This window comes from uncultured Methanobrevibacter sp. (assembly GCF_937898925.1).
Classification (GTDB): Archaea; Methanobacteriota; Methanobacteria; order Methanobacteriales; family Methanobacteriaceae; genus Methanobrevibacter.
On record NZ_CALDKF010000013.1, the window covers coordinates 1 to 12,858 of the forward strand.

At 30.2% G+C, this 12,858-nt stretch carries 15 protein-coding genes; 10 read left to right on the plus strand and 5 right to left on the minus strand.

What is annotated here, in order from left to right; translation table 11 throughout:
• Positions 1-231 precede the first annotated feature (231 nt).
• Both Q0409_RS00905 and Q0409_RS00910 read left to right on the plus strand, forming a co-directional pair.
• On the plus strand, positions 232-1,059 hold the full coding sequence (locus Q0409_RS00905) for a 4Fe-4S binding protein (RefSeq protein WP_298534090.1): 828 nt from the start codon (positions 232-234) through the stop codon (positions 1,057-1,059).
• Between the two features lie 93 nt (positions 1,060-1,152).
• On the plus strand, positions 1,153-1,788 hold the full coding sequence (locus tag Q0409_RS00910; protein WP_298534092.1) for an HPP family protein: 636 nt from the start codon (positions 1,153-1,155) through the stop codon (positions 1,786-1,788).
• Positions 1,789-1,922: 134 nt separating this feature from the next.
• Here the strand turns inward: Q0409_RS00910 and Q0409_RS00915 are convergent, their stop codons facing one another.
• The gene (locus Q0409_RS00915) at positions 1,923-2,258 is read right to left on the minus strand and encodes a DUF2085 domain-containing protein (protein ID WP_298534094.1); all 336 of its coding nucleotides are present in this window, start codon (positions 2,256-2,258) and stop codon (positions 1,923-1,925) included.
• Between the two features lie 33 nt (positions 2,259-2,291).
• Complete coding sequence (locus Q0409_RS00920) at positions 2,292-2,435, minus strand: hypothetical protein (protein WP_298534096.1); 144 nt, start codon at positions 2,433-2,435, stop codon at positions 2,292-2,294.
• Positions 2,436-2,666: 231 nt separating this feature from the next.
• On the opposite strand from Q0409_RS00920, the gene Q0409_RS00925 reads away from it, so the two are divergent.
• Entirely contained in the window at positions 2,667-3,662 is a 996-nt protein-coding gene (locus tag Q0409_RS00925; RefSeq protein ID WP_298534098.1) for an NAD-dependent epimerase/dehydratase family protein, read from the plus strand.
• Between the two features lie 152 nt (positions 3,663-3,814).
• On the opposite strand, the gene Q0409_RS00930 is transcribed toward Q0409_RS00925, so the two are convergent.
• Positions 3,815-4,312, minus strand: coding sequence for a zinc ribbon domain-containing protein (locus Q0409_RS00930; RefSeq protein WP_298534100.1), 498 nt, complete (start codon positions 4,310-4,312; stop codon positions 3,815-3,817).
• 120 nt (positions 4,313-4,432) lie between these two features.
• Positions 4,433-4,849 carry a DUF3795 domain-containing protein gene (locus Q0409_RS00935; protein ID WP_298534102.1) on the minus strand — a complete coding sequence of 139 codons (417 nt, stop codon included), beginning with the start codon at positions 4,847-4,849 and terminating at the stop codon, positions 4,433-4,435.
• A 287-nt stretch (positions 4,850-5,136) separates the two neighbouring features.
• Here Q0409_RS00935 and Q0409_RS00940 point away from each other — a divergent pair, with 287 nt between their 5' ends.
• The 4 genes from Q0409_RS00940 (at position 5,137) to Q0409_RS00955 (ending at position 7,979) form a co-directional block, all read left to right on the plus strand.
• The gene (locus Q0409_RS00940) at positions 5,137-5,871 is read left to right on the plus strand and encodes a thermonuclease family protein (RefSeq protein WP_298534104.1); all 735 of its coding nucleotides are present in this window, start codon (positions 5,137-5,139) and stop codon (positions 5,869-5,871) included.
• 99 nt (positions 5,872-5,970) lie between these two features.
• On the plus strand, positions 5,971-6,291 hold the full coding sequence (locus Q0409_RS00945; protein ID WP_298534106.1) for a carboxymuconolactone decarboxylase family protein: 321 nt from the start codon (positions 5,971-5,973) through the stop codon (positions 6,289-6,291).
• Between the two features lie 62 nt (positions 6,292-6,353).
• Complete coding sequence (locus Q0409_RS00950; RefSeq protein ID WP_298534107.1) at positions 6,354-6,662, plus strand: carboxymuconolactone decarboxylase family protein; 309 nt, start codon at positions 6,354-6,356, stop codon at positions 6,660-6,662.
• A 90-nt stretch (positions 6,663-6,752) separates the two neighbouring features.
• Positions 6,753-7,979 carry an FprA family A-type flavoprotein gene (locus tag Q0409_RS00955; protein WP_298534108.1) on the plus strand — a complete coding sequence of 409 codons (1,227 nt, stop codon included), beginning with the start codon at positions 6,753-6,755 and terminating at the stop codon, positions 7,977-7,979.
• 101 nt (positions 7,980-8,080) lie between these two features.
• Here the strand turns inward: Q0409_RS00955 and Q0409_RS00960 are convergent, their stop codons facing one another.
• The gene (locus tag Q0409_RS00960) at positions 8,081-8,620 is read right to left on the minus strand and encodes a TIGR00730 family Rossman fold protein (protein WP_298534109.1); all 540 of its coding nucleotides are present in this window, start codon (positions 8,618-8,620) and stop codon (positions 8,081-8,083) included.
• A gap of 171 nt (positions 8,621-8,791) precedes the next feature.
• On the opposite strand from Q0409_RS00960, the gene Q0409_RS00965 reads away from it, so the two are divergent.
• The 3 genes from Q0409_RS00965 (at position 8,792) to Q0409_RS00975 (ending at position 12,214) form a co-directional block, all read left to right on the plus strand.
• Positions 8,792-9,985 (plus strand): glycosyltransferase, encoded by a 1,194-nt coding sequence (locus tag Q0409_RS00965; RefSeq protein ID WP_298534110.1) that lies wholly within the window; start codon positions 8,792-8,794, stop codon positions 9,983-9,985.
• A 92-nt stretch (positions 9,986-10,077) separates the two neighbouring features.
• A complete protein-coding gene (locus Q0409_RS00970) occupies positions 10,078-10,557 on the plus strand; it encodes a GNAT family N-acetyltransferase (RefSeq protein ID WP_298534111.1) in 480 nt (159 codons plus the stop codon).
• Between the two features lie 346 nt (positions 10,558-10,903).
• A complete protein-coding gene (locus Q0409_RS00975) occupies positions 10,904-12,214 on the plus strand; it encodes a uracil-xanthine permease family protein (RefSeq protein ID WP_298534112.1) in 1,311 nt (436 codons plus the stop codon).
• Positions 12,215-12,858: the final 644 nt, after the last annotated feature.

The window sequence follows — 12,858 nt, forward strand, 5'->3', positions numbered from 1 at the left end:
AATCCGTTCAAGCCATTGGCATTTCCGGATTGCCTAGTTTAGAGGAATTGGAAGAGTTTACACAGTCATTATGAAAAATTTTTGCATAAAAAAATTATTTAATATAATAAATTATTTAAATTATTTAAAAGATATATAATCATAATAATGTTTTTATACTAGTGAAATTTAAGATTAAAAAAATTTGCTTATAGAGTAAATTGTATAAAATTTATCTATGGGGATAAAAATATGGAAATTAAACTAAAAAAGCAGATTGAAACCTTAGAGAGGGAAATCACTCTTAAATCTGTAGATTTAGATGAAGATATTGAAGACTTTAATGTAGACATTCATGATTTCAACAATCAGGAAAAGCTAATAACCATTTCACCTCGTTGTGTTAGATGCAATCTTTGTGTTGAAGAATGTCCTATTAATGTAATCAGTTCTTCCACCTGGCTTAAGAAAGCTAAAATCGGTGAAGATTGTGTGCAATGTGAGATTTGCGCTCAAACCTGTCCTGTTTCATGTATTTATGTATGGGATGCTGAATCAGTCATTAAGGAAGATGATTCTGTAGAATATACATTAAAGGAAATCAAGGTTCCTCATAGAATTCTTAAAATGGAAGAAATTTCCATAAATCGTAAAGAATGTATTGGATGCGGCTCTTGCTTAAAATACTGTCCAACCAATGCAATATCACTTAGAACTAAAGAATTCATAGAAGAGCATGGAGAGACATGTCCAAGTGTTGGAGCTATTGACTCTGAAGATGGATATGTGTATTCCTATATTGACAAAGACCGTTGTTGCGGTTGTGGATCCTGTGCTAACTTATGTATCCAAGGAGCAATTAACCTTAAAAGGGACTTAGGTCCAGTAGTGATTTACAGTCACATTGATGTCAATCAGGATATCTGTGTAGCTTGTGAATTGTGTGAGGACAACTGTCCTGTTGCAGCAATCAAGGTTGTTGATGGGGAAATCTTCCTCAATAATGATAAATGCATAAGATGTAAGGAATGCAGTTCTAGATGCCCTGTTGGTGCTTTAAATTTAGTTTTAGATGATTAAAAATTTAATAAGAAAATTTTAGTTTAAATAAAAAAATTGAATAAATAGATTATTTTTACAGATTTTTTAAAATCTTATGGAGAAGTGTTTAAAATGAAAGCTAAAGAGATGATGGATAAGGAATTTGTTTATGTATCAAAAAATGATACTATCGAAGATGTTTCTCTAAAAATGGAAGAGTATAAAAGGTTTACTGCTCCTGTTTTAGATGAAAACATGAAATTGGAAGGTTGGATTACTTCATTCAACATAACCAAAGGATTACGTGAAGGCAAAACAAGCATTGCAGATGTTATGAGTCCTGTTGAGGAAATCATGACCATTGGTGAAAATGAACCTGCAAGAAATGTTGTTATTGCAGCTTCTAACAATAAATTAATCAGTATTCCTATTATCAATGATGAGAATCAGGTAATTGGTGTAACCAGATCTGTAGATATTGTAGATTCAATGTCTTCATTATATGACATTAAAGTTAATAAGATTTACAAAGCTATGGAAAAAGAGCTTAGAGGAGTCAGTTGGGATGAATTGATGGAGGCTTCCGCTAAAATCAGTACAAGAACAACTGGTGTAAAAATCACTGCTGAAGAGTATGAGAAAAATATTGAAAATGCTACATTTGGTGAAGCAATTTGGGCAACTGGTGGACTTGAAAAGTTCTTTGCAGGTCTTATTTCAGTTGGAGAACTTGTTATTGCACGTAAAGTAGGTCGTGCAAGACGTTAATATTTTAAAATCTCTTTAGATTTTTAAATTTCTCCTTTTTTTCTTTTTTTATTAATTTTTTATTTTCTATTTTTTCTATATTTATTTTTTTATTTTCTATTATATTATCTAATTTTATCTATTTTAGACCTTTTTTATAAGAAATTGAATACAAAAAATTCTATCATGATTTCATAGACTAAGATTAATCCCACTCCTCCAAGGATTCCTGTAATAAATCTTAGAGTGTTATTGCTTTCTCTCATTTCAAATAGCTGTGTGAATCCATCTATTGCACATGGGATTAAAAGAATGATTCCTAAAAGTAGTGTTGTTAAGCTATATGGAACAGGGAAGAGATTTATAAGGATTATGCTAGCTATTCCGCTAATGTAAAACCCTGTGCATCTTGCACAAACAGGAAATTGCTTTCCTTTATAAAAGAAGCTTCTTTCAGGTCTTCTATGGCAGATATAATCAAATACACTCATTTTTTAACCTTTTTTATTCCTTATCTAAGAGTTCTATACAATCAATACATTAACGATTATAAAAAGCACGGCAAGAACTATTAAAGTGCTGCAGCATCCTTCATTCCTGTTTACATTATCTTCATCATTTTCAAAATAAGTTTCATAAATTAAAAATTCTTCAGGACCAAGATCCATTTTATCACCCTCTAAAATTATGACTTAATCTTTAATATATTCTCATTTATTATTTAAATTTAATTAAATTTTATTTGGATTTCTCTTATAATTTTTAATAACTATTATTAATTCCATTAAATAATTTTATTAATAATAAAAACATATTTTATAACATATAAACTATTAAAATTATTTTTTAATTAATTTAAACTATGATTTAACTAATTATTGACTATTGAAGTGATTTTTATGTCTAAATATAACGAATATCAAGATAAAACCATTTTAGTAACTGGTGGAGCAGGTTGTGTTGGAAGCAACTTAACCAGAAGATTGGCAGAACTTGGAGCAGAAAAGGTAATAATCCTTGATAACATGTCTTCTGCTTATGAATGGAACGTACCTACAAATGACAATGTTGAGCTTGTTCAAGGAGATATCCTTGATGATGAAGAGCTTAAGCGTGTATTTAAAATGAAACCGGATTATGTGTTCCATTTAGCTGCTCACTTTGCTAACCAGAACAGTGTGGATAATCCAGAAACCGATTTGATGGTAAATGGTATTGGTATCTTGAAAGTTCTTCAATATGCACAGCTTACCGGGGTGGAAAGATTCGTATATTCCTCTTCTGGCTGTGGAGTTTATGGTTTAGACTCTAAAATGCCATTTGAAGAGCATGACATTTCAATTTCATTGCACACCCCTTACCAAGTAACTAAATTGCTTGGTGAATTATACACTAATTACTTCCATAACTTATATGACATGCCTATTGTGAATGCAAGATTCTTCAATGTATTCGGTCCTGGTGAAGTTCCAGGAAAATACAGAAATGTTATTCCTAACTTCTTCTATTGGTCCATGACAAAACAGGCATTGCCAATTACTGGTGATGGATCTGAAACAAGAGACTGGACATTTGTAGGAGATATTGTAAACGGTCTTTTAGCTATGGGAATTGAAGAGGAAGCTATTGGAGAAGCTATTAACCTTGGTTCCGGTAAGGATCACAGAGTAATTGACATGGCAAATAAGGTTAATGAATTAACTGGAAACCCTGAAGGAATCGCTTATGTGGCAAGACGTAATTGGGATGCAAAAACCAAATTATTATCTTCCATTGATAAGGCAAAAGACATTCTCGGTTATAAGCCAACCGTTTCATTTGATGATGGTTTAGAAAGAGTTTATGGCTGGTTTACTGACAACTGGGAAGACATTGAAAGAGATGCAGAGTTCTAATTCTCTTTTAATTATTTACTTTTTTTATTTTTATTTTTATTTTTAAATTGTTTTTTTTTTTTTTTAAAAAAGAGCTAATACTTATTTTCTTTTTTTATTTTTTAATATTTTTTAAAAAGAGTTATTTTTGTTATAAAAAAGAAAATGTTTATTTAAAAACCAAATAAACTGGATAAATTACCTGAACTGCTCATATTAAATGCACTTGAATTGTACATTTGAGTCATATTAGTCATATTGGTAGTATTAAATGGATTTAAGATAATGTTAGGATCCATTTGACCAGTGAATATTAAAAAACCGATTAGACCAAATTCAGCTATTAAAACCACTAATTGAACTAATCCATGTTTTCTAGCATTTGAATCTTTTCTTGTTACTAGATAAATGGCAAAAATAAAACCTAGCACACTGCCTAATATTGCAAATAGGTAACCTATGATAATCATCCACTTGTAATTTCCATTTCCAGATGAGATCTCTCCTGTGGATTTTGAACCCATTCCATAATTGGATTTCTTACTGATGGTGAATATATTAAAATCTTCATCTTCCGGATTATACTCTTCAAAGATAGTCCCACAGTAAATGCAGAAATCGGTAGTTCCATCGTTTACTTTTCCACATCTAGGACATTCAATACGTGCCATTTTATCACTATTTAATCATTAAAGTTTTTTTATTATAAGTTTTGTACAATATATTTTAATATTTAATATAATTTATAATTTTTTATTCTATTTTCAATTATCCTTTAATTGAAAAAGTAATTACTTATCATCACCTTCCAATCCACATTCACTGCAGATATGCTCTTGAATGCTTATAATTCCTCCGCAAGACTCACATTTCCAATTAATGCTGTCTTCCAACATGATCTTGTTTATTCCAGTGTATGTGATTCTTTTTGCATTGTCTAATGTGGAAAAATTGTATCGTTTCTTATAGTTCTTGTCTTGCTTTTTGATGAGCTTGCAAGGGAATTCACTGCATCTGCCACAATATTTGACTCTTTTTGTTTCAAGACATTTTTTGATTTTACATTTCAATGCATTCTTGGTCTTATTGGGGCTATCAATAAGGCATCCTGGACATGGGTTGCTTTCCGATAAATGTTTTATACATAGCTTGCAGTTCATTCCACAAGGTGCAAACATGATTGTATCAATCTTTTCAGGCATTTTCATTTTCAACACTAGAATTATCTTTTTAATTTATTTTTTAAATTCTTTTTTATTTAATTATTTTTAATTTAATTATTTTTAATTTAATTATTTTTTATTTAATTATTTTTTATTTAATTATTTTTTATTTAATTATTTTTAATTTAATTATTTTTTATTTCTCCTTTTTTATTAATTCTTTTCATAATCTTATTTTCCATTAAAGATAAATTTTATATATTTCCAATAATATAATAATATTAATTATTTTAGAATAAATTTTTCATTTATTTGAATAAAGGGGGATTAATATGAAGTTAAAAGGTAGAAATTTATTAATCATACTAATTATTTTTATTTTAGGATTTTCCATTATATCTGCAGGATCAGCTTATACTGGAACTGGATTCACTCATGATATTCCTTTTTCCAAATATTCTGATATGTCAAATGATGATATCCTAAACAAGTTTGATGATACAGATTGCCAACCGGAATTCACTGGATTATGCACTTATGTAACTGATGGAGATACCATTGAAGTTGATGGTCTTGGAAAAGTGCGTTTTGTAGGGGTGAATACTCCGGAAAGAGGAGTGGAAGGTTATATCTGCTCTAAACGTTTTGTTCAGAAATTATGCTTGAATAAGGAGGTAAGCTTAGACATTGATGATTCAAAGTATACTGATAAGTACGGAAGATATTTGGCTGTTGTTATTGTAGATGGCAAGAACTTGAATGAAATGCTTTTAAGGGAAGGTCTTGCTGAAATCATGTATATGCCTCCAAGTGAGTTCTATCCATATGATTGGGCACCTAATTCAGATGGATATTCCCATTATGTAAGTTCATATAGCTCTTCAAACAGTGGAGACTCTTCATCCAGTTCCTCTGGATCTTATATAGCCAGTGCAAACAGTCATAAGTTCCATTACACTACATGCAGATGGGGAAAGAAGATTTCTGAAAAGAATAAGGTCACTTTCAAGAGCAGATCTGATGCAATTAGCCAAGGTTATGAACCATGCAAGGTTTGCCAACCTTAATTTTACTTTTTACCCTCAAAAAGTGACAAAAACATTAAATATTTTTCAGAATAAATTATTATTTATTATTTTATATAACTATTTTTTGGAGTTCTTTATATGAAAGAGGAAGTATTTTATGGAAAAGGTATGGAAAGGGTAAAAGAGGAAGATGAAGAATTATACCAAGCTATTGTAACTTTAAATGATGCTGTATGGAATGGAAAAGCATTGGATTATAAGACTCAAAAGTTAATAGCCATTGGAATTGCAGCTTCCAATGCAGACAGCCGTGCAACTGAAAAGCAAATCATGAGTGCTAAAAAGGAATTAGGTGTCACTCGTGATGAAGTGGTTGATGTTTTAAAAGTTGTATTGTTGACTTCAGGTATGCAACCATTCAATAAGGCTTTGCAAATAGCAAATAAAGTGTTTGAATAATTTTTTATTTTCTAAATTCTATTAGTTTTTCTATTTTCGGATGTTAAATCATGGGAGAGAAAGTGTTTTTTGGTAAGGGGATTCGCCAAATTAAAAAAGAAGACCCTGAACTATATGAGTCTATTGAGAATTTAGATAAGAATATCTGGAATGCAAATGTTTTGGATTATAGGACTCAAAAATTAATTGCAATAGCTATTTCTGCAACTAATCATGAAAGCTCTTCATTCTTGAAACAAGCATCTAAAGCTAAAAAAGAGCTTGATATTAGTCGTGATGAAATGATGGATGTTTTGAAAGTGGTTCTTTTAACCTCCGGAATGATTCCATTTAATCATGCTTTGGAAGTAGTAAATAAATTGTATGATTGATTTTTAAAATTATTTAATTTTCATTTTTTAGTTTAAAAAACTTTGTAAGGTTATTCGGATTTTTAAAAATTTAATTTATTAGGTGTTAATATGAAAGCAGAATCTTTTAAAATTGCAGACGGTGTATACTGGGTAGGAGCAATCGATTGGGATAGAAGAAGTTTCCACGGTTTTGGAATTCCCGGTTCAACTTACAACTGTTATTTAGTATTCGGTGATGAGAAAGTAGCATTAATTGATAATGTAGAGCATGGAATGTCAAATCAATTATTTGCAAGAATTGAAGATGCATTTGCAAAAGAAGGTAAGGATGAAGTTAAGATAGATATCCTTATTCAAAACCACAGTGAAATGGATCATACCGTTTGTCTATGGGAAACCGTTAATAAATTCTCTGATGCAGAGCTTTACTGCAGTAAAAAATGTGAAGAGTTTCTACAGGCACAGTTCCATGATTTCAGAGGATATGATATGAATGTTGTAAAAACTGGCGATACTCTTGATTTAGGTGGAAAAACATTAGCATTTGTATCAGCTCCGATGTTACACTGGCCAGATAGTATGTTTACAATGTATATGGAAGAAGGTATTTTATTCTCTAATGATGCATTTGGACAACATTTAGCTTTATCTAAACGATATGCTGAAGATTATGACTTAGGATTTATTTTGGACCACTCAAAAAGATTCTATGCAAATCTTGTAGTTTTAGGTTCTATGACATTAACTCGAAAATTTGATGAATTAAACGATTTGGGAATATTGGAACAAGTAAAGATGATTGCACCATGTCATGGTCAAATCTGGAAAAATCCAGGGCCAATTGTAGAGGCTTATCAAAAATGGGCTAGTGGTGTCTGTAAAGATAAAATAACAGTGATTTATGATACAATGCATCACAGCACTCAAAAAATGGCACATGCCATTGCTGAAGGGATAATGAGTGAAGGTGTGGAATGTGTTTTATATTTCATGCAGGAAAACACTCCTGATGAGATAGTTCATGATGTTTTAGAAAGTAAAGCTATTGCATTAGGTGCACCTACTATGATGAACAAGCCTTATCCAAGAATCGGATCTACTTTGTACTGGTTAGATTGCTTAAACTTTAAAGGAACTGGCAGCTTTAAGAAAGCTTTGGTATTCAGTAGTAAAGGATGGGCTGGAGGAGCTATTAAAAAACTTACAGCAGAGCTTGAAAATGCAGGTTTTGATGTATGTGATAGTTATGAAGCAATTTTTGTGCCGGATAGTGATGTATTGGATGAGTGCTTTGAAAGAGGTAAAGCTTTAGCAAAATCAATTAAAGAAGAATAATCTTTAATTATTCTCTTTTTAATTTTTTATTTTTTTTCATTTTTATTTTCTAATATTTTTTTTTATTTCAATTGATTTATTATTATTTTTTCTATTTTAACCTATTTTATATCCAATAATTCAAAAACTCTTTCAAGTGTATCTGCTATTTTAAAAGTGTTTTTATCAATCTCTTCTCTAACGACTCCTTCTTTTAACATAAAATCAAGCATTTCTAACATTGGGTCATAATAACCGAAGAGATTAAAGAGTATTATCTTTTTATTGTGCTGTTTTAATTTCTTCAATACAATAATTTCAAAGAATTCGTCAAGGGTTCCTATTCCTCCAGGAGCTATTATAAAAGCGTCTGAATTTTTTAAAAATAGCTTTTTTCTCTCATCCATGGATTCTGTATAAATGAATTCATCACAATCTCTACAGATTCCTTCAAAATCTTCCATCCATTCAGGTGCAATTCCTATTACTTTTCCATTATTGTCTATTGCTCCTTTGGATACAGCTCCCATAACTCCTGTAGATCCTCCACCGAATACAAGAGTATGTCCTCTTTTAGCTATTTCCTCTCCTAATTTGTATGATTCTTCAGTATATTTGGATTTTATACTAGTGCTTCCAGCACCATAAAGACAAATTCTCATAATATCCCTTAATATTTTAAAATTTTTTATTCTTTTTCTTTGATAATATTTATTTATAATTTGATTTTAAAAAACTTTTTTATAATCTTTATGTATTTAAATAAAAAATTATAAATTATTAATAAATATAAATTTAAATAATAATTTCTTTTTGGAATTTTTGGTGAGTTTATGAAGATATTAGTAGTTCAAGAATCAGACTGGTTAAAGAGAAATCCCCATCAGCAACACCATTTAATGGATCGTATGGTACTTCGTGGACATGAGGTAAAAGTAATTGACTATCCAATTGATTGGCCTAAGGAAGACCCTGATGGATTTATGTTCAAAAGGGAAGTTCATGATAATGTATTCAAAGTAAAACCAGAAGCAGACATTCAAGTGATTAGACCTTCTTTCATTAAAAAACCAGTTTTAAACTACATGTCATTATATTATACTCATAAAAAGGAAATCAAAAGGCAAATTGAAGAATTCAATCCAGATGTAATTATGGGTTTGGGTTTGCTTAATGCATATTCTGCTTCAAAACTTGCCAATAAGCGTAATATTCCATTTGTATACTACCTGATTGATGTTCTTTATGCACTTATTCCTGAAAAGACATTTCAGTCATTTGGAAAGAAAGTCAACATGAAGGCAATAGAGCGTTCTGACCTTGTGATTACTATCAATCAAAAGCTTAAAGAACTGGCAATAGATTTGGGTAGTAATCCTGATGAAACCATTTTAATTGATGCTGGAATTGATTTAAATGACTTTGACCCTCAACTTGATGATTCAAATATAAGAAATACATATAACATAGGCAAAAATGACACAGTTCTCTTCTTTATGGGTTGGATTTATGAATTTGCAGGTATGAAGGAATTGGCCATTGAACTTGGAAAGAACAAGGAAAAGTATCCTAATATGAAGATTCTCATTGTAGGTGATGGTGATGCCTATGACAAGATGGTTCAGATAAAAGAGGAGTATGACCTTGGTGACCAATTGATACTTACAGGCAAGCAGCCATATGAAATGATTCCCGAATTTTTGGCAGCTGCAGATTTCTGTCTTCTTCCAGCTTATATTGATGAGGAAATCATGCAGGATATAGTTCCAATAAAGCTCTATGAGTATTTGGCTATGGAAAAGGTGGTTATAGCAACAGAGCTTCCTGGAATTTCCAAGGAGTTCGGTTATGGAAACGGAATTGAGTATGTCCAAAAGGCAGAGAAAGTTTTGGAAACTGCTCAGAAGATTCTTGATGAAGGAAGATATGAAGAGATTTCCAAAAAAGGACGAGAATATGTCAAGTCCAATGATTGGGAAGCGATTACTGATAAATTTGAAAATGCTTTGAATGATTTGTTAGATTAAATTATAATTATTAAATAAATAAATTAAATAAATTAAATAAATTAAATAAATTAAATTAAATTTTTTTTTTTATTGAATGTGGAGATTTATTCATGCCAGAATTAACATTTAGAAATGCAGAAGAAAAAGATGTTCCTTTAATCTTGGAATTCATTAAGAAATTAGCAGATTATGAGCATAGATTAGATGAAGTTATAGCTACTGAAGAAGCTTTAAAGTATTGGATTTTCGATAAGAATCAGGCAGAAGTCATTTTTGCTCTTGAAGACGGTAAAGAAATAGGATTTGCATTTTTCTTCTTAAGCTTTTCAACTTACATTGCAAATGTCAATATGCACCTTGAAGATCTTTTCATAGACCCTGAATATCGTGGAAAAGGTTATGGAAAGGCACTGCTTAGGGAACTTGCTAAGATTGTAAAGGAAAGAGGTTATGGAAGATTTGAATGGACTTGTCTTGAATGGAATGAACCAAGCAAGGAATTCTATAGGTCCATTGGTGCGGAAGAAAAGGATTGGGATGTTTTCCACTTTACAGGCAAATCATTAGATGATTTTATCAATGAGAACTAATTTTTAAAATTTTCATTTCTCTTATTTTTCACTTCTTCACCATTATTTATTCTTTCTATTTTTAATTTTATTTTAACATTTGATTCCTTTTTTCATTAATTCGTATTTAATTATTTAGCAATAGTTCATTTTTTAATTATTTTTTTACTATTTTTTATAAAAAATTCATTTATTTTATTGAAAAACACCCTCTGTTCAAAATTTTTAATAAAGTTTTAATAATGGGATTAATAAATATATTTTATGGTAATAAATTAATTAATAAATGTTGAATTGATTTATTTGTTTTTTTATAATTCTTATTAATTAATTAGATTATTAATTCTTTAGATTATAGTGTGATATAATGAGTGAAAATGATAGTGATATGATTTATGGTTTATGGGATAAGCCTCCTGTTTTTGAGTTGATTTTATTATCCCTTCAACGTTTATGTGCTATTTTTGGTGCTACAATCTTAGTGCCAATCGTAGTAAACACCACTGTTGGCGAACCTGTGCTATCTGTTCCAGTTGCTTTGATTGCTTCAGGGATAGGTACACTTCTTTATGTAATTGTTACACGGAATAGAAGTCCGGTATATCTGGGAAGTTCATTTGCTTTTATTGCTCCTATGATTGCAGGATTTGCTATTGGAGGTAAGTCAAGTATTTTCTCAGCTTTAATGGTTGTAGGTTTAGTGTATATGGCTATTGCTATAATCATCAGAATTACTGGTAATGAATGGATTAACAAGTTACTTCCTCCAGTAATTGTAGGTCCTATGATTATGGTTATTGGTTTATGTTTGGCTCCTACTGCGATTCAGGAAATTGGTCTTGATCAAGCTGCAATTCCAATCAATAACCTTATTGTTGCACTTGTTGCATTCTTGACAACTGCTGTAATAGCTATTCGTGGTAGAGGAATGCTTAAGGTTATTCCTTTCTTGATTGGTATTATTGTATCATATGCTGTAGCAGCTTGCTTAGGCATGGTTGACTTCTCAGGATTCTTTGCAGCTAGCGTATTTGAAGTTCCTGATTTCTATATGCCATTTGTAAACTATAGCTTCAATCCTGCAGCTCTTTTAACAATTGTTCCAATTGCTCTTGTAACTATGGTAGAGCATGTAGGGGACCATAAGGTATTAGGTGAAATCATTGGTCGTGACTTGATTTCTGATCCTGGTTTAAACAAAACCCTTTTTGGTGATGGTCTTGCTACTTTCGTTGCAGCATTCATTGGTGGTCCTGCAAACACAACTTATGGTGAAAACACTTCAGTTGTAGGATTGACAAGAGTTGCATCCATTTATGTAATCGGTTTGACTGCAGTCTTTGCAATACTATTTGCATTCTCTGGACATTTAACTGCACTTCTTGCAGCTATGCCTAACCCTGTAATTGGTGGGGTGGCAATTCTCCTTTACGGATTCATTGCAGTTAATGGGGTAAAGCTCTTGATTCAAGAGGAAGTGAACTTCAACAACAATAAGAACATTGTTGTAGCAGCTACCATGTTGGTTTTAGGTTTAGGTGGAGCTACCTTATCCCTTGTTCAAGGGGACTTGTCTGTATCCATTTCCGGTATGGCTCTTGCAGCAATTGTTGGTGTAGTTCTTAATTTACTTATTCCAGAAAGAGAAGACGATAAGGAATTTACTGAAGTTCATTAATCTCTTTTCTCTTTTTTCTTTTTTTACTTTTTTTTTCTGAATTTTTATATTTGCTTACTATTTTTTGAATAATTAATTGATTGGTGATATCATCAATTATTTCATTCCTTTTTTCAAATAAACCATTATTTTTATTCAAAAACTTTTGTTTTGAATTTAAAATGACTTAAAAAGGATTTTAAATAGAAATTTTTAATCATATAAATTATGGGATAATATAATTTTTTTATATTCTATTTAAAAAATCCATATAATCTTTTTTTTTATTTAATGGGCTTATTATTGGGAATATTTATTTTATTAAAGTTAAATTTGATTATATTTTATTTAAATACTTATAAAATGATATTTATTCATTAAATAAAGAAATATACGATAGTTTTTATTTTTATTTAATTTTTGTTGGTTTTTTTAAGTTTTAAGAATAAAATTTGATTATTTTTAATAAAGAAATGTTGTAAATTATTTTTATTCTTAATTAGTGATATTTAAGTCTTAAAATCAATTTTTAATAATTTTCATGGCTTTAATTAAAATTTATTTTTAAGAAAGGTTTATATGTCTTTAGAATAAATGTTTAACTATCGATATTTTTTAATTTATTTTATTTAATATCCGTTTATATTTAGGTTAAATATGGAAAA

What these genes read in the sequence shown, in the direction of transcription:
- Q0409_RS00905 (WP_298534090.1), top strand. Translation starts at nt 232, where the DNA reads ATGGAAATTAAACTAAAAAAGCAGATTGAAACCTTAGAGAGGGAAATC.
- Q0409_RS00910 (WP_298534092.1), top strand. Translation starts at nt 1,153, where the DNA reads ATGAAAGCTAAAGAGATGATGGATAAGGAATTTGTTTATGTATCAAAA.
- Q0409_RS00915 (WP_298534094.1), bottom strand. Translation starts at nt 2,258, where the DNA reads ATGAGTGTATTTGATTATATCTGCCATAGAAGACCTGAAAGAAGCTTC.
- Q0409_RS00920 (WP_298534096.1), bottom strand. Translation starts at nt 2,435, where the DNA reads ATGGATCTTGGTCCTGAAGAATTTTTAATTTATGAAACTTATTTTGAA.
- Q0409_RS00925 (WP_298534098.1), top strand. Translation starts at nt 2,667, where the DNA reads ATGTCTAAATATAACGAATATCAAGATAAAACCATTTTAGTAACTGGT.
- Q0409_RS00930 (WP_298534100.1), bottom strand. Translation starts at nt 4,312, where the DNA reads ATGGCACGTATTGAATGTCCTAGATGTGGAAAAGTAAACGATGGAACT.
- Q0409_RS00935 (WP_298534102.1), bottom strand. Translation starts at nt 4,849, where the DNA reads ATGAAAATGCCTGAAAAGATTGATACAATCATGTTTGCACCTTGTGGA.
- Q0409_RS00940 (WP_298534104.1), top strand. Translation starts at nt 5,137, where the DNA reads ATGAAGTTAAAAGGTAGAAATTTATTAATCATACTAATTATTTTTATT.
- Q0409_RS00945 (WP_298534106.1), top strand. Translation starts at nt 5,971, where the DNA reads ATGAAAGAGGAAGTATTTTATGGAAAAGGTATGGAAAGGGTAAAAGAG.
- Q0409_RS00955 (WP_298534108.1), top strand. Translation starts at nt 6,753, where the DNA reads ATGAAAGCAGAATCTTTTAAAATTGCAGACGGTGTATACTGGGTAGGA.
- Q0409_RS00960 (WP_298534109.1), bottom strand. Translation starts at nt 8,620, where the DNA reads ATGAGAATTTGTCTTTATGGTGCTGGAAGCACTAGTATAAAATCCAAA.
- Q0409_RS00965 (WP_298534110.1), top strand. Translation starts at nt 8,792, where the DNA reads ATGAAGATATTAGTAGTTCAAGAATCAGACTGGTTAAAGAGAAATCCC.
- Q0409_RS00970 (WP_298534111.1), top strand. Translation starts at nt 10,078, where the DNA reads ATGCCAGAATTAACATTTAGAAATGCAGAAGAAAAAGATGTTCCTTTA.
- Q0409_RS00975 (WP_298534112.1), top strand. Translation starts at nt 10,904, where the DNA reads ATGAGTGAAAATGATAGTGATATGATTTATGGTTTATGGGATAAGCCT.